This is a genomic window from Williamsia muralis (genome assembly GCF_002735905.1).
Classification (GTDB): Bacteria; Actinomycetota; Actinomycetes; order Mycobacteriales; family Mycobacteriaceae; genus Williamsia; species Williamsia muralis_A.
The window spans coordinates 172,221-188,298 of the sequence record NZ_PEBD01000010.1 but is presented as its reverse complement, the minus strand read 5'-3'; the positions used below and the strand labels follow the sequence as shown (position 1 = coordinate 188,298).

General features: G+C 64.6%; 16 protein-coding genes. 11 read left to right on the top strand and 5 right to left on the bottom strand.

Translation table 11 applies throughout. The features are described from left to right. Window positions 1-35: 35 nt before the first annotated feature. Both CSW57_RS14640 and CSW57_RS14635 read left to right on the top strand, forming a co-directional pair. The gene (locus CSW57_RS14640) at window positions 36-1,034 is read left to right on the top strand and encodes an MBL fold metallo-hydrolase (protein ID WP_099383508.1); all 999 of its coding nucleotides are present in this window, start codon (window positions 36-38) and stop codon (window positions 1,032-1,034) included. Next, a complete protein-coding gene (locus CSW57_RS14635; protein ID WP_099383507.1) occupies window positions 1,031-2,023 on the top strand; it encodes a fumarylacetoacetate hydrolase family protein in 993 nt (330 codons plus the stop codon). The genes CSW57_RS14640 and CSW57_RS14635 overlap by 4 nt, the downstream gene beginning before the upstream one ends. Window positions 2,024-2,025: 2 nt before the next feature. On the opposite strand, the gene CSW57_RS14630 is transcribed toward CSW57_RS14635, so the two are convergent. After that, window positions 2,026-3,438 carry a YibE/F family protein gene (locus tag CSW57_RS14630; protein ID WP_099383506.1) on the bottom strand — a complete coding sequence of 471 codons (1,413 nt, stop codon included), beginning with the start codon at window positions 3,436-3,438 and terminating at the stop codon, window positions 2,026-2,028. A gap of 123 nt (window positions 3,439-3,561) precedes the next feature. Here CSW57_RS14630 and CSW57_RS14625 point away from each other — a divergent pair, with 123 nt between their 5' ends. The 5 genes from CSW57_RS14625 to CSW57_RS14605 all read left to right on the top strand — a co-directional run bounded on the left by CSW57_RS14625 (window position 3,562) and on the right by CSW57_RS14605 (window position 7,608). Beyond that, window positions 3,562-3,996, top strand: a complete 435-nt coding sequence (locus CSW57_RS14625) for a tetratricopeptide repeat protein (protein WP_099383505.1) — start codon at window positions 3,562-3,564, stop codon at window positions 3,994-3,996. Window positions 3,997-4,072: 76 nt separating this feature from the next. Then, window positions 4,073-4,708: a GntR family transcriptional regulator gene (locus CSW57_RS14620; protein WP_023960122.1), complete on the top strand. Its 636-nt coding sequence runs from the start codon at window positions 4,073-4,075 to the stop codon at window positions 4,706-4,708. After that, the gene (locus tag CSW57_RS14615) at window positions 4,705-5,907 is read left to right on the top strand and encodes an MFS transporter (protein ID WP_099383504.1); all 1,203 of its coding nucleotides are present in this window, start codon (window positions 4,705-4,707) and stop codon (window positions 5,905-5,907) included. Before CSW57_RS14620 ends, CSW57_RS14615 begins: the two co-directional genes overlap by 4 nt. Before the next feature lie 13 nt (window positions 5,908-5,920). Beyond that, window positions 5,921-6,736: an acyl-CoA thioesterase domain-containing protein gene (locus CSW57_RS14610; protein WP_099383503.1), complete on the top strand. Its 816-nt coding sequence runs from the start codon at window positions 5,921-5,923 to the stop codon at window positions 6,734-6,736. A 35-nt stretch (window positions 6,737-6,771) separates the two neighbouring features. Further along, complete coding sequence (locus tag CSW57_RS14605; RefSeq protein ID WP_099383502.1) at window positions 6,772-7,608, top strand: alpha/beta fold hydrolase; 837 nt, start codon at window positions 6,772-6,774, stop codon at window positions 7,606-7,608. 8 nt (window positions 7,609-7,616) lie between these two features. Here the strand turns inward: CSW57_RS14605 and CSW57_RS14600 are convergent, their stop codons facing one another. After that, on the bottom strand, window positions 7,617-8,783 hold the full coding sequence (locus CSW57_RS14600; RefSeq protein WP_099383501.1) for an ATP-grasp domain-containing protein: 1,167 nt from the start codon (window positions 8,781-8,783) through the stop codon (window positions 7,617-7,619). A gap of 118 nt (window positions 8,784-8,901) precedes the next feature. On the opposite strand from CSW57_RS14600, the gene CSW57_RS14595 reads away from it, so the two are divergent. Further along, a complete protein-coding gene (locus CSW57_RS14595; RefSeq protein ID WP_223249271.1) occupies window positions 8,902-9,999 on the top strand; it encodes a DMT family transporter in 1,098 nt (365 codons plus the stop codon). Window positions 10,000-10,224: 225 nt separating this feature from the next. Here CSW57_RS14595 and CSW57_RS14590 read toward each other — a convergent pair whose 3' ends face one another. Both CSW57_RS14590 and CSW57_RS14585 read right to left on the bottom strand, forming a co-directional pair. Then, window positions 10,225-11,466, bottom strand: a complete 1,242-nt coding sequence (locus CSW57_RS14590; RefSeq protein ID WP_099384476.1) for an HNH endonuclease signature motif containing protein — start codon at window positions 11,464-11,466, stop codon at window positions 10,225-10,227. Between the two features lie 258 nt (window positions 11,467-11,724). Further along, window positions 11,725-12,330, bottom strand: coding sequence for a TetR/AcrR family transcriptional regulator (locus tag CSW57_RS14585; RefSeq protein ID WP_099383500.1), 606 nt, complete (start codon window positions 12,328-12,330; stop codon window positions 11,725-11,727). Between the two features lie 51 nt (window positions 12,331-12,381). On the opposite strand from CSW57_RS14585, the gene CSW57_RS14580 reads away from it, so the two are divergent. Continuing rightward, window positions 12,382-13,308: an alpha/beta hydrolase gene (locus CSW57_RS14580; protein WP_099383499.1), complete on the top strand. Its 927-nt coding sequence runs from the start codon at window positions 12,382-12,384 to the stop codon at window positions 13,306-13,308. 35 nt (window positions 13,309-13,343) lie between these two features. Here the strand turns inward: CSW57_RS14580 and CSW57_RS14575 are convergent, their stop codons facing one another. Then, on the bottom strand, window positions 13,344-14,423 hold the full coding sequence (locus tag CSW57_RS14575) for a phosphatase PAP2 family protein (RefSeq protein WP_099383498.1): 1,080 nt from the start codon (window positions 14,421-14,423) through the stop codon (window positions 13,344-13,346). 180 nt (window positions 14,424-14,603) lie between these two features. On the opposite strand from CSW57_RS14575, the gene CSW57_RS14570 reads away from it, so the two are divergent. Continuing rightward, complete coding sequence (locus tag CSW57_RS14570; protein ID WP_023960130.1) at window positions 14,604-14,819, top strand: hypothetical protein; 216 nt, start codon at window positions 14,604-14,606, stop codon at window positions 14,817-14,819. Window positions 14,820-14,910: 91 nt separating this feature from the next. Further along, on the top strand, window positions 14,911-16,020 hold the full coding sequence (locus CSW57_RS14565; protein WP_223249270.1) for a DNA adenine methylase: 1,110 nt from the start codon (window positions 14,911-14,913) through the stop codon (window positions 16,018-16,020). Window positions 16,021-16,078 lie beyond the last annotated feature (58 nt).

Sequence of the window (16,078 nt, the reverse complement as noted above, 5' to 3'; positions counted from 1 at the left end):
CCGCCTCTCGCCCCCGCCTCCAGCAAGGACCACCGATGCCAGTCCGGCAAGACAGCCTCACCCAGATCGACGGTGGCACTTATGCTTTCATGCATCTCCCCGGCGGCTGGGGCCAGACCAACACAGGCCTGGTGGTGGGCGATGATGCGTCGATGGTGATCGACACGGTCTGGGACACCACACGCGCGGAGTCGATCGCACAAGCCTGGCCGGATCTGGTCGGATCGGCGGCCATCACAGAGGCGGTCAACACCCATTCCGACGGTGACCACTGGTGGGGAAACGACACCCTGCCGGCGTCGGCGCGCATCACCACCTCGGCGTCGGCTCTACACGCCATGAAGGAAGACACCCCACCCGCGGCGGTGGCACGATTCTCGAAAATCGGTTCGGTGGCGTCGGCACTGCCCGGGCCGGCCGGAGCACTGGGTTCCTACATGAGCCGGGTCACCGGAGGGGCACTGCTCCCCACCCGGGTACCCCGGCTCCCGGATCACACATTCGCCGGCACCGACACCATCACCGTCGGGGGACGCACCGTGTCACTGCGGGATCTGGGTCCCGCGCACACGCCCGGTGACGTCATCGCCCACGTGCCCGACTCGGGGGTGGTGTTCACGGGCGACCTGCTGTTCATCGGGGCCACACCGGTGATTTGGCATGGCCCACTGAGCAATTGGCAAGATGCTCTGGACCATCTGCTCGGTCTCGATGCGGCGACTTACGTTCCGGGCCACGGCCCTATCTGCGGGCGTACCGAGATCGAGTTGCTCCGCGACTACTGGTCGTGGCTCGACCAAGGGGGGCGTGCTCAGTTCGACGCGGGCCGGTCTCCGATCCAGGCCGCGCGAACACTTTTGACCAGCAGCGACTTTCGGCCGTATGCGCACTGGGACGCCCCTGAGCGCATCGTCCTGAATCTGAGCACCCTCTACCGGCTGTCGAAGGGCGAGGCACCAGCGCCACCCACCTTCGGGCGCCGCGCCCGCGCCTTCGCGGATGCCGGGAAATTGTTACGCGAACGCAGCCGATGAAGATTCGCCGCCTCACCGAGTCCGGGTCGCTTGCCATCTTGCATGAGCCCACCGAGACGTGGATCAGCCTGCGGGCCGCGCTCGATTCCCGCGGCCGACTCGACGAGCTGTCCCACCTGCCCGCAAATCTGCTCGCCCTGCTCGCGACCGGCGAACGGTCTCGGGCCACCGTCATCGACATCGTTGACCGTGCTGCGCGCAAGGGGGTCGGCGTAGCCGTCGACCCAGCGCCGTCGATCCCGTATTACCCGAGTTCGCTGCGATGTTTCCTCGGCTGGGAGGAACACTGGACCAAGGCCGCCCATGGTCTGGTGCAACGCAATCTGCCCGCAACCCGCCCGCTGATCCGCGGCTATGAAAGGTTGACACACAGGGTGTTTCCGCCCCTGCGACCCAATTCCGCTTTCTACGACCATCCCGTCTACTACACCGGCAATCACCTCACGGTGATCGGTGATGGTGAACCGATGCCGTGGCCGGCATACAGCAGCGAGCTCGACTTCGAGCTGGAGTTCGGCATGATCATCGCCCACCCGGTGCGCGACGCCACCCCGGAGAAGGCTGCGGCAGCCATCGGGGGGTTCGTCGTGTTCAACGACTTCAGTGCGCGTGACGTCCAGTGGGACGAGCAACGTCGCGGCGTCTTCGGACCCGTGGTGAAGACCAAGACATTCGGTAGTTCCATCGGGTCCGTGGTGGTCACGTCCGATGAGGTGCTGCCGGTGATCGACCAGCTCGAGGCGACCGTTTCGGTGAACGGCGAGGTGTGGTCGTCCACCAGTACCCACGGATTGCGTTACAGCCCAGGCGAAGTGGTCGCCTACGCAAGTCAGTCGGAGAACCTGCACTCGGGTGAGCTGATCACATCGGGCACCCTGCCGATGGGGTGCGGCCTGGAATTGGACCGCTGGATCGCGCCGGGCGACGAGGTCACCCTCACCATCGACCGCATCGGTTCGGTCACCAACACGGTGTCAGAACCTGCCTGAGCTCACTCCGGTAGCCAGTGCCTGCCGTGCGCCGGTGGCTGCTCAGCCGGCTGTTGCACCGGCGGCCGTTCGATCGGCTGCGCAACCGTCTCCTTCTCCTGACGCGCCCCCGGTGTCGAGAGCAGCACGGCGACCGCCGTGGTCAGCGGAACCGACAACGCAATCGCGATCCCTCCGACGAACGAGCGCGCCAGTTCCACGGCCACCATGTCGGTGGTGATGAGCGTCGAGAACGACTGCCCCGACACCGAGAACAACAGCAGCAGCGGCAAAGTGCTACCCGCATAGGCGAATACGATCGTGTACACCGTGCTGGCAATGTGGTCGCGGCCCACCCGCATCGCGGCCTTGAACGTGTGCAGGGGCCCGGTCTGGTCCACTGCCGAGAGCTCGAACACCGCGGAAGCCTGAGTGATCGTGACGTCGTTGAGCACGCCGAGCGCACCGATGATGAATCCTGCGAGTAGCAGACCGTTCAGTGAGATGGCGTTGTTGTAGATCTGCAGGTTGGTGGTCTGTTCCTGAGACAGGCCGGAGATGTGCATGGTTTCGATGGACAGCCAGGACAAGAACGCCGCCACCATGAGAGACGCGAGGGTGCCCAGCAATGCCGCGCTGGTGCGCAGACTCACCCCGTGCGCCAGATAGATCACCACGAAGAGGATGGCCGCCGACGAGACGATGGCCACCGCCACCGGCGATTCCCCGTCCAGCATGGCCGGCAGGGTGAACCCGAACAGCACCACGAATGCGAACACCAGGCCGATGACCGACCGAAGGCCGCGCCATGCCGCCACCGCGACGATGGCCAGCACGAACACCGCCGCCCACACCCATATCGACGTGGACCGGGCGAAGTCGAAGAACGAGTAGGTCTCCGAACCGTCCACACTGGCCGCTCGAGACAGCTTGATCGAGTCGCCGACGGCAAGGTCGGGTTGGCCGGGTTGGGGCTTGCCCAGCTGGGCGTCACTGAGGTCGTCGCTCCCGGAGTCTTGTTGCAGTCCGGCCTGCACCCGGTTGGTCGGGACCTCGATCAGCGTGTTGGCACCTTTGTTGGGCCCGGATGTCAGTTCCACCGTGTTCTGGATGCATGGGCCGTCTTTGACGATCGTCACCGTCGCGGCACCCGCAAAAACCTGACCCGCCTGTGAGTTCAGGCAATCAGCCATCGACTGTGAGACCACCTGCCCGGTCTCGATCTCTACCGTCCCACCGCCCGACGACTGAAATTGCACCGGTATGTCGTGGTCACGGTCGCTCGGCCAGAGCATCACCAGACCCGCGACGACTGCGATCGCACATGCCGTCAGCAACCCCACCACGAGTTTGGCGACCGCCGGATGCAGGTCGACGGCCGCAAGACCGTGGTGATGGTGCCGATGGGAATCGCCGGGGTCTTGTGGCTGCGTCACCCGGTCACCTTAGGCAGAAACCACCGCGTTGCCGTAGGTGGCCCGTTTGACCCGAGTTGTCCGTTTCTGCCTGTCTTGTCCGTTCCGGCCCAGCACAGCGGGTCCGGACGGCAAACTGAATGGGTGCTCGACGAGATGCAACGTGAGGCCACCGAACTGTTCCAGGCAGGCGAGTACACCCATGCGCTCGCGGAGTTCTCGGTACTGCGTGAGATCCGCGCGCGGCGCGAAGGGCCCTACTCGCTGATGTGCCTGTCCAACCTGCACGACGTCATTCGCTGTCTGGTGCATCTGGGCAAGTGGGAGGCGTGCGAACCGCTGTGCCGGGACCTGCTCGCCAAATACATGTTCACCCACGGCCCCGCCGACCCCGACACCGTCGACGTTGTCGGGCACATGGCCACCACCTTGTCCGGCCTGGGTCGGCACACCGAAGCCGCAGAGCTGTACGGCCGGACCGCGGACGCCCTCGCTGCAGCAGGTCAGCACCGAAAAGCTCTCGGTATGCGTGACGCAGCCGCGGCCGCCTTGGCCCACGCCCCCACTGCCCGGCCCTGATCGCCCGGCCGACCAAGATCACACATCGCGTCTCTGGTCTGACTGCGCGCCGGCTGCTTAGATACAAGTTGTGTCCATGAACCTGTCGGCCGCCGAGCGCGCCTACCGCGACGTCAAGGGCCGAATCCTGTCCGGTTCGCTGGCCGGTGGCGAACTCATCAGCGAGGGCGAGGTCGCTGCAGCCCTGGGCATCTCGCGGACACCGGTTCGGGAGGCCTTCCTGCGGCTCGAGACGCAGGGGTGGATGCGGCTCTACCCCAAACGAGGGGCATTGATCGTGCCGGTCCCTGCCGACGAGGCAGAACACGTGATCGGGGCCCGCCACGCGGTCGAGACCGCCGCGGTCCGAGCGTTGGCGCACACCGATCGGAGCGCGATCGTCGAGTCGCTTCGCCAGAGCATCGCCCGGCTCGAGAGTCTCGCCGAGGCAGCCGAGGTGGACCAGTTCACCATCGAGGACGCCGGTTTCCACCGCTTGTTCGTGCAGGCCGCGAACAATCCGCTGCTGTCCGGCTTCTACGACACCCTGCACGATCGCCAACTCCGGATGACCAGCACGTCGGTGTTGCGCGACAAGGCCCAGATGGAGCGAATCATCAAGCATCACAACGAATTGACCGACCTGATCGAGGCGGGTGACACCGACGGGTTCGCCGCCTCGCTGGCAGCACACCTGGCGGCAGTGCATGATCTGCGCAGGCCTCCGGCATGAGGAACTGGCGCGGCGTGAGCGCCGCTATGTTCGCCATCGCCTGGGGCGGAAACGAGTTCACTCCCCTGCTCGTGTTCTACAAGAGCGAGTACGAGCTGTCCGGTCCCACCGTCGATGTGTTGCTCTTCGCCTACGTCCTCGGGATGATCCCGGCGCTCCTGATCGGTGGGCCATTGTCCGATCGGTTCGGACGCCGGCCGATCATGCGCCCCGCCGCGCTCATCGCCGCAGCCGGATCGCTGGTGCTGGCGGCTGCAGCCGACCAGGTCGCCCTCCTCGCCGTGGGCCGCATCCTGTGTGGCATCGCGATCGGCCTGGCGATGGCGGTGGGGACGAGCTGGATCAAGGAACTGTCCGTCGACAACGGCGCCAAGCGGGCCGCGATGAGCTTGACCGCGGGGTTCGGCGTCGGCGCCGGGCTCGCCGGAGTGCTGGCGGAGTGGGGGCCCTGGCCTCATGTGTTGTCCTATGTCCTGAACGCGGGCGTGTGCCTGCTCGGCGCGGTGTGGGTGTGGAATGTTCCCGAAACCCGTCAGCGAGCTACTGCACCGACACGCCTACGAGACGATCTGAAGATTCCTTCGTTGGGCCATCGCCGGTTCGTGTACGTCGTTGTCCCGTTGGCGCCGTGGGTCTTCGGCGCCGCCATCGGATGCCAGGCCATCCTGCCCACCCTGATGGCACCGAAGGTCGGCGGCGCCCCCATGGCGTTCGCAGCGCTGATCTCCGTGGTGACACTCAGCTGCGGGTTCGGCATCCAGGCCCTCGCCCGCCGCATCGACCGCCCCGACTCGGCGCGGGCCAGTCAGGTGGCTTTGCTCCTGCTCGTGGCAGGCATGGCGCTGGCAGCGCTCGCCTCCTCGATCCTGACCATCTGGGCGGTCCTGGTCGCCGCTGTTGTGCTCGGCGCCGGTTACGGCATCGCCCTCGTCGCCGGACTCTCCGAGGTGCAGCGGATCGCGCAGCCGGGCGATCTCGCCGGCCTGACAGCGGTGTACTACGCCCTCACCTATCTCGGGTTCGCGGTCCCGGCCACGCTGGCATATCTGCACGACTACATCCCCGGGGTCACCTATCCCTGGATGTTCGGGTTCGGTGCCGTCGCTGCCGCAGCCACACTCGCGATGATCAGTCGTCGGTCGCGGCGCGACCTGCCGCCCGCGCCCGCACCCGCCCCGCTTGCATCGGCCCAGCTCTGACACTATCGATCTCGTGCCCGAACCTCGTAGCTTTTTTGTTCCCGGTGACGACGACAGCACGCTGATACCGACCAAGTGGTCCAGCAGCGCCTGGGGCCCGGATCAACTGAACGGCCCGGCCGTCTGTGCTGTGGCGGCCCGCGCCATCGAGCGCGAGTTCGCCGATCCGGACTTCGTGCCCGCGCGGATCACGATCGACCTGTTCAAGGCGGCCCGGAACCGGCCCACGGTTGTCACCACGTCGCTGGTCCGCTCGGGTCGGCGAATCATCGTCGCCGATGCCGAGGTCCGGCAGGACGACGTCACCGTCGCACGTGCCACGGCTGTGTTCCTGCGACGTTCGGCGCCGCCCCCCGGCGCCGAATGGCAACCGTCGGGCACCTTCACCCCGCCGACCGACGAGTCGGAGGACATCACGCTTCGACACCCGTGGCTACAGTCAGGCGACGCCGACTGGACACGGGATATCGGTAGCCACCAGAATGCCTCGCGCAAACGAGCGTGGAGCACCGCGATGCCCGTGCTGCCGAACGAGCCCGCCTCACCGTTTGTCCACGCGGTGCAGTCCGCGGAGTCGACCAGTCTTGTCACCAACCTGGGCACCGACGGAATCGGCTACATCAACTGCGACCTCACCATGGCGTTGTCGCGCATGCCCGAGGGCGCCGAGCTCGGCATCGAGGCGGACAGCCACATCACCGCCGACGGGATTTCGGTGGGAACCGCCACCCTGTACGACCGGAAGGGCCCTTACGGAACCGGGATGGTCACAGCGGTCAGCAACCCAGCTGCGCAGATCGACTTCGCGAGCAGATCCCGCTTGGTATAAACCATGTCCTGGGTTGCGATGGGAAAGGGCCGGTCATGGACGCGATAACGCTGGCGAACGGGACCGAACTGGGCGTGACCAAGGTCGGAGAAGGACCGGTTGTGCTGCTCAACGGCGGCCTGGGGATGCCGTCTATGGTGTGGGACATCTGCGGCCTCGCCCCGGCCCTCGCGGACGCCGGATTCACCGTGATCAGTTACAACGCTCGTGGCCTGGCTCCGTCCTCGGCGCCGCCTTCGCCGTACTCGGTGGCCGACCTGGCTGACGACGCCGCGTCACTCCTCGACCATTTCGGCGTCGACGACGCACTCGTCATCGGATATTCGATGGGCTGCTACACAACTCAGGCCATGCTGCGCAGCCGCCCCGAATTGGTCAAGGCTGCAGTCCTTTTCGCCGGACTACAGCCCAGCCCGATCGGTGCACTCGTCGGCGAGATGGAGCTGAGCCTGATCGAGCAGATCGGCGAGATACCCCGGGCAGTATTGGTTTTCGAGCAACTGATGACCACGTTGCACACCACGTTGCTGCAGGACCCGGCCACCGTGTCCGGCTGGCGGGACATGCTCAGCGGTTCCGATGGAGGCTGGGCGAGCCCGGACGGCTTCACCGGCCAGCTGACCGCGTCGTACGAGTGGATCAAGTCCGGCGAGCCGCTGCCCGAGCACCTGGCCGCCATCGATGTGCCGACCCTGGTGCTGGCCTTCGAACACGACCTGTTCTTCCCGCCCGAGTTGTCTCGAGCGACTGCGGCCCGCATTCCCGGTTCGGCGTTCGTCCAGATCGACGGCGCGGGCCATGGCGGGTTGTTCACCGGTCCAGGTGACAGCGTCGAGCGGATCGTCGAGTTCTGCCGTCAGCACGCAGGCTGACGGCCCGATCAGATCTGCTCGCCGTCCCATTCATGGTCGTGCATGAAACCTTCCGCCAAACCCACGCGATACTTGAGTGAGTTCGTGAGGATATTGCTCAAGGCGAAGGGGATGCCCAAAAAAGGACCGATGTCGTCGCGTCGGGTGATGATCTCGTCCGTATGGCGGAAATCCCGAGCGAAGCCGCGCAGCGTGTTGCCCTCGAGTGCAGATTTGCGCCAGCCGTAGAGGAGCATTCCCGGTCCGACCATTTTGCGAACGTCGGGATCAGGGGTGATCACGTCGTCATTCTCGCCGAAGAATGCGCGGTCGACTCTGTTATGGGGTTCGAACATCAAGATGCCACTTGTGGAACGCGGGTTGCATTCAATGGTGAACAACCCCCGCTCCGGGTGTTCAATGAAGTCGAATCCGATTTGACCGGTGAAATTGATTTCTTTCACCCGTTCGGTCACCCAGTCGGTTATTCCCGAATGTTCCACCGGTTCGTAACTGAGGCACGACTGACCATTGATTGCATATCGCACAGGGTAGATTGCATGCGCGTAAACCCTGCCCTCGTGGCACACCGAATAGGTGCAGTACTTATCACCTTTGAGCCACTCCTGCGCCAGCCACGGATTAAGCGGATCAAATGTGAGACCGTCGGGTACTTCCCCGGGATTCACTTTATAAACCTGCTGTGAACCTCGCGAGTAAACCTGCTTCAGCGCAAATGGACTTTCGAAATCCAGCGCGGCCAACTCGGCCTCATCGCGAACCTGTGCGTACTTCAGGGTGGGCACGCCCAAGGTCTCCAGCAGCACTTGGTACTCGTATTTGTTGTGCAGCCGGTTTTCCGTCAGGAAATCGGACAGCAGCAGGCGACACTCGGGCGGGAACTGATCCTGCGCCATCGCGAGGATGTCGGTCTCTTCGTGAATCGGTATGACGAGGTCGATCGATTCGGCCCGGACAATACGCGCGATTTCGTCCACGTATTCGCGTGGCTCGAACTTGGGCCGTGGAACCCGGAAGACCTTTTGCACGGAATTCGAGAATCGTGTGATGGGAAATGGAATCGAATCGGCGATGAATACATTGTGCCCGCCGGCATTCATCAATCTGGCGAGATCGAGGGTGAGAAATGAACGCCCGAAAGTGATGAGAACATTTTTTCCGCTGCGAGTGGTCATCGTGCCTCGCTGCCGAACCGAAGAATGGCTTTCACCAGCGACATGGTAGCTTATATTCGCCGTCGGACAGGCGCCGGGTGGGCCTCGAATATTCCGGGCGGCGACGGAGGGTGTCGGGGTGTTCCTGATCGGTGTCTTGTTCGCCAGTGCGGCGGCCGTGGCCTACGGTCTGTCGACCGTGTTGCGCGCCCTCGGGGCCCGCAAGGCGGCAGTTGCCGCTCGCGAGCACGACAGAGAACACCAGCTGACCACCGAAGGTGGCCCCTCGGTTTCCTCGACGGTCGACACTTTCAAGACCCGCGAGTTCATCCTCGGCACGTCGCTGGTGGTGATCGGCTTCGGCGCCGGCGCGGTGGCCGCCCGGTTCCTTCCTCTCTTTCTGTCGCAGACGATCGTCTCGGCCAACCTCATCGTCACCGCCCTCGTCGGCACCGCTGTGCTGGGCATTCGACTACACGGTCGCGACTGGGTCGCGATGTGCGTGGTGGTGGCGTCACTGTGTGCGCTCGGGTTGTCGTCGTCGCATGAAGGCGGCGGCGGCGAACAGCGCAGCTTCCACTACGGCCTGTTGTTCGCCACCTGCGTTCTGGCCGGACTGGCGTTGCTCGCGGTCTACAAGCTCGGCAAGCGTGGCGCGATTGTCGGCGGTGCTGCCGCCGGCCTGCTGTTCGGTGTCATCGCGATCTCGGTCCGCATCCTGCGCGGAATCGATCCGTTCGACATCGTCACCCTCCTCACCGACCCCGCGGCGTGGACCATCGCGATCGCCGGTGCAGTCGGCTTCTACGTCCACACCGTCGCCTTGCAGCTCGGTCAGGTCAACGGCGTCACCGCCGTGCTCGTGGTCGGCGAGACGGCAGGCCCCGGCATCATCGGCGTGGTCTTCCTCAACGACAGCGCAAAGCCCGGCTTGGGCTGGCTTGCCGTCATCGGGTTCATCGGCGCGGTGGTGGGTGCAGTCCTGGTTGCGTTGTACAGCTCCGTGGACGCCGACCACTTCGGCGAATCCGACACGGACAACGGCGGCTGGCGGCTGCGTAAACGTGGCAACGCGGACAGCCTCGGCACCGGGGACGACTTTGGCAAGGGCGATTCGCACACCCCGCCGATGACCTCTCCAACGGACGGACCAGATCAAGGCAACGTGCCGAATGAGCCAAACCGGCCAGAGCGGACAGATCGGTCGCACAGCCAACGCAGCCGACGGACTACCTGACCGGGTCCCGAACCTTCCACTGCCGACCCTGAACACGGCCGACCCTTCCCACAGTCCAACCTTCTCCACGGCCAGATCTTCTCCACGACCAGATCTTCTCCACGGCTCGACCATGAAATACCGCCCGGCCCTTGAACACGACGGCCGTTCACACTATGGAGTTGTCAGGGTGCGTCCGCGGTCCCGTCGATGTGTCGGGTGCGGTGGTGTGCTGGTTAGCGTGCGTCAAGCAGTCCGAGTCGGGCAGCCTGAGCAGGCTGCGAGGGTGCGGGTTCGGCGGTTGTAGGCCGGTAGTGGTTGTCGGGTGGGGTCGATGTCGGCGGGTGGGATGAGCCAGGGGTGTCCGTCGAGGCCCATAGTGATCTCCCAGTCGGTGTGATGCACGGCCCGATGGCAGGTCCGGCAGAGCAGGCAGCCGTTACCCAGGATCGTGGGTCCTCCGTCAGTCCAGTGCACGATGTGGTGACAGTCCGACCAGGTCGCCGGCGCCCCACACTTGATGCAGCAGGTATCGCGAAGCAAGATCGCTTTACGCACAGGCCCGGTAAACAGGCGTCGGGGTGGACTCAAATCAATCGGCACCTGCTGCCCATCCAGGGTGATCGAGGTGATGCTGGCATCACACGCAGCTGCGGCCGCGGTCGCTTCGGTGACCGGACCCATCCACCGCAGTGACGCCCGGTCGGGATGATCAGCCGGAAACGTCACCATGACTTCCGTTCTCGGCGCTGACACCCAGCCCTGCCCACCGCCACCGCAGTCGAGGAGTTGATGCAGAGCATCAGCTCGTCGTTGCGACGGTGTGCGGATATCTGCGCTGCCGTCGGGTTCGGGCCGGGGTCTGGACCACACGTCGAGGGCGGACATCATCTTCTCGCCGGTCACCGCATCCACATCAAACGTGCCCGACAACCGACCATCTGTGGTGACCGCATAGTCCAAAGTGTTCAACGAAACGTCCTCGGCGGCCGGCACCCCACCCTGTTCTCCGGCGACCTCGTTACCCACGGCCCGGGCGATCCGCCCGATCTCCGCCGGTGGTGCACCAGAGACCGCATGAGCGACCAGTTTCCGCTCGACCTCACCCCGGAACTCATCGCTCATCACACCCACCACGCGGCCCCGAACATGGCCGATACCCCGGACCACCGCATCGACATGCTCAGCGGACAGGAACCCGTCCCGAAAGTATCCGGCCGTACGGTCCAAGCCTGCCAGCCCGGTGCCGATGCGTAACCACCGCGCCGCCGCCCCAGGAGTAGCACCGTTGGCCTGCAACAGCTTTGACGTTGTCGACCCGATACGCTTGGCGACACCGAGCCGGTCGATGATCGCCGCACCCGCCGCCAACCGCGCGTCCACGGCATTGCGCACGGTGATCAGATCTTTCACCACCGCCACCACCCCGGCCGGATCATCAGGAAACCCCACCCCGATGACCTCATCAACCAGATCAACAACAGCCATCACCACACCCCCTCCACGACAACAACACTGGGACAACAACATTGGGACAGCGGATCACAATGGTGGCGTAGTCACACGTATCTCAGAGTCAGGTCTTGCGGACGATCAGCTGTCACCAAGCTATCAATTCGAACACCTGTTCGTATGTAGATCGTTTGGGTGAATCCTTTCGACACCCGACCGCGTCCAACCTTCATGTGGCTGAAAGTCGATCTCCAGGGTCGTTCGGGCGTGCTGACCAGCCGCTCCTGGCCGGCATCACAACGACCGTTCGGTCGCCATCAGACCTGCAATGATGGCAGCGCACAATCGTTCTCGATCGTCGGCAGTGACGGCGGTCGCGATCACTTGATGCACTTGCCCGTCGATGGAGGCCGCCAACAGGCGGGCTTGCAGAGGGGCGTCCGCAGATGGTGTGCCGGTACGGATGAGGTGCGGCACGAGTCGCGCGGTCATGTCAGCGGTGAGGGCGGTGAACGCCTCGACCAACTCGGGAGTTCGCGGTGCGTGTTCACGCAGAACCGCAAAGGTGCGGGGATGACTGCCGTTGAGCCGCACCACCATCTCGACCATTGTGGTCACCATCTCGGCGCGATTCGGCGCCGTGGTGTCGAAGCGGTCGCACAGCTTCGTGAGGGCTGCCCGCGACTCCTCGAGATGCCTCCACGCCAGCGCGGCCATGATCGCGTGCTTGTTCGGGAAGTACTGGTACAGCGATCCGATCGACACTCCGGCCACATCAGCGATGCGGTTGGTGGTCCCCGCTGCACCTTCGCTGTCGAAAACGCGAGTAGCTGCCTCCAGGATCACGTCGACCATGAAGCGAGAACGGTCCTGAACAGGCGTTTTCCGGGCACGGCTCATGAGACCTCAATGCGAGTTGTCATGCCCTCGACCTCCGTTGATGCTCAGAAGATGAACGAAGTCGAATATAGCGACGTCGCCGAATACGCCCGATTCCTTCCGCAGCGCTATCGAACGGCGATGCAGACACCGGTCGCCACCTGGTGGTCGTGGGGTCGTCACCACGTGCACGTGGCAAGGGCTGAAAACCCGTCCGCGCCGGCGCGAGTGCTGGTCATCCACGGAGCCGGCGGTCATTCGGGTGCGCTGTGGCCATTCACTGCGGTCGCGACCCCCGGCGACGCAGACGTCCTGGCACTCGATCTTCCGCTGTACGGACGCACCGAGACCGCCGACCCCGCGAAGGTGCGCTACGGCGACTGGGTTGATCTGCTGTGCGACTTCGTGACGGAGGAGACCCGAGCCGACCCGAGGCCCCTGGTGTTGTTCGGCGCCAGTATGGGCGGCATGTTGGCCTACGAAACAGCCAGTCGCACAAACGCTCCCGCCGGTGTGATTGCAACCTGCCTGCTCGACCCGACGGACCGCTCCGCTCGGGGAGCCGCATCCCGCTGGGCGCCTCTCGGCATGAGCGCTCCACACACTCTCCCCTTGTTGTCGCGATGGGCGGGCGACGTGATGGTGCCGATTCGATGGCCGGCCCGGATGAGCGCCATGAGCAACAGCCCTGAACTGACGCGGCTGTGCGCGGCAGACCCCCGAGGAGGTGGCGGTCGCGTACCGCTCGGATTCCTCTCCGACTGGTTCACCTACCGACACACTGCACCGGCACAGTACGGCGGTCCGCCGATCACCCTGGTACACCCGGGAGCCGACCGCTGGACCCCGGTCGCGCTCAGCGAACGGTTCCTGGAGACGGTGCCAGGCCCGAACACCGTTGTCCGGCTTACCAATTGCGGGCACTACCCCATCGAGGAACCCGGCCTGACCCAACTCGAAGAGGCCGTCCGCGCGGTGATCGATTCAGTGGCCACATGAGGCCGCCGCCTCGAGCTGTCGAACGGCCGCGCCACTCACACCGACTGCGGGACCGGCGATCGATTCCGTCGTGCGATCAACCGCTTGTCCACAACATCGACGCCCACCACCACAGCAGCAGCGAGCCCCCATCCGAGGAGGATGTCGAGCACATAGTGTTCGGCCGTGTAGACCAACGTGAAGGCCATCGCAACGGCGTAGCCGAGGAACAGCGTTCGCCCGAGTGCACGCACGCGAGGCCACATGAACAGCGCCAGGAACATCGTCAACCCCGCATGCAACGACGGAATCGCGGCAACAAGATTTGCTTTCGCCTGACCCAACTGGAGGAGGTTGGACGCGGCGTGGATGTCGAGCACTTCCCACCCGCGCGCCGATATGCGTTCGACGTAGGGCTGGGCGCCGGCGTTTTGTGGCTCGAGCTCCCCGAGAAGTCCGCCGTCATCGGCGTAGAGCTGATTCATGCATTCGGGTGCGCGCGGATGGTCCGCGACCTGCTCCGAGGTGCACCGGGCGGCGGCCCACGGGGGCGCGGCGGGCAGCAGGGTGTATCCCACCAAGGCCACGAACGTCATGATCAGGAAGCCGGCTGCGTACCGTCGCCATGCGTGGCGATTGCGCAGCCACAACACTGCGGCAGCCGCATACGGGATGATGAAGTACGACATGTAGACGACGCTGGTGAAGACCTCCCACCAAGGTGTGTCGGGTTGCTTCAGACGTTCTTGCAACCACACCGTCGGATTCACCCCGAACAACATGTGGTCGAAGTCTGCGGCGAGCGACCAGTGCGTCGGCATCCCCATCCACTGGGCGATGTTCCGGGTGAAGTCGTAGAGCAGGAGTATCCCGGCGAACGGGAGCCAATCGATGATCACCGTGGTGACCCGTCGCCGCCCGATACTCGCTGCGGCCAGACCCAGGCACATCAGCAGGATCAAGCGGGTCCGGTCGAACGCGAGGCCGAGGAAGATCAGATGCGCCACGACGACGCCCACCCACAGGGTTGTCGCAACCCAGCGCCACACCCGCAGATTGCGCCACCAAGGCGTCGGCAACCGGTCCACGGTGCTCTCCGACGCCACGTCGGACCGCTCGACCTCCTGTGTGCTCATCGTCGAGGCCCCCGCATACGCATTCGATACCCGCTGTTCGCCCAGAATTCGCAGAATGTTCCCACCAACAACCTAGGCGAAGTCTGCCGGATCTTGCCGGATGAAACCGGTGAACGCATTTCGTGGTCTGAGTCACACTGAACGTGGACGGAACAGATCAAGCCGGTGGAGGTTACCCGCGTGCCCAACAAGTATCTGCGATACGGCGACCAGCGCTACATCATCAACAACGAAGCCGAGGCGCGGCTCAATCGCACACTCGAGGCGGTCTACGCCGATGGCAGCCGTGGGCACCAATGGCTGAACCTCTACCGCGACTCCGAGGCCCCATGCCGACTGCTGATCGCCACGGGCGTACCCATCAGCATCGAAACCGAACTCTGCCTCGACGACTGACACACCGGCAAACCCAGACACCGAGACACAGCTGCGCACCGAGACACCGCCGGATCCCCCGCAGGTGAGCGATAGGCTTCGGGCTGTGTCCGTGGCCCCTTCTGCAGATGACGAGGTCATCTACCGGACCACACAGCTGATCACCTACCTCGGCAACAAACGACAGCTGCTCGGCATGGTCGATGACGCACTGGCGTCCGTGCAACAGCGGCTCGGCCGGCCGTTGGTGACACTCGATGCGTTCTCGGGTAGCGGCGTGGTGTCCCGGCTCGCGAAGGCCCGATCGAACGTCGTGATCAGCAACGACCTCGAGAGCTACGCGCGCGTCATCGGCGAATGCTATTTGACCAACGCGAGCGAGATCGACGACGGGGCGGTCCGCGCTGCCGTTGCCGAGATCAACGCCGAAATCGAATCAGGCTTCCGCACAGACGGATTCATCGCCCGCCACTACGCACCCGCCGACGACAGCCGAATCGCGCAGGGTGAGCGGGTCTTCTACACCACGGACAACGCCCGTCGACTCGACGCATACGTTGCCCTGATCCATGCCCGGCCGCAGCCGATGCGGTCGCTGCTCCTCGGACCACTGCTCTCGGCTGCGTCCGTGCACGCCAACACTTCCGGGGTGTTCAAGGGCTTCTACAAGGACCGCGGAACAGGCATCGGGAGGTTCGGCGGCACCGCTGCTGACGCGTTGGGCCGCATCACCCGACAGATCGTCCTGACCCCACCGGTCTTGAGTGTTCACCACGCCGAACGCCAGATCCTCCAGGCCGACGCCGCCGATCTGCCCGACCTCATCGGGCCGGTGGACGTGGCGTATCTCGATCCCCCGTACAACCAGCACCCATACGGTTCCAACTACTTCATGCTCAACCTGATCGCCGAGAACCGGGAGCCCGCGCAGATGAGCCGCGTGTCGGGCATCCCCCGCGACTGGAACCGCTCGGGGTACAACGTGCGGTCCACCGCCGGCCCGTTGCTGGCGCGTCTCATCGACGACCTCGACACCAGGTTCGTCCTGATCTCCTACAACGACGAGGGATACATCTCGCCGGAACAGATGCGTGAGATCCTCGCCGATGTCGGTCCGGTCACCGAGATCACGCAGCGCTACAACACTTTCCGTGGCAGCCGAAACCTCAGCGGACGGAACACCCACGTCACCGAACATCTGTACCTGGTCGAGAAGACCTGACCGGCCGACCGCTGGGACTGTTTTCCCGTAACGTCGGTGCGGTGCGAAATGTGCTGCA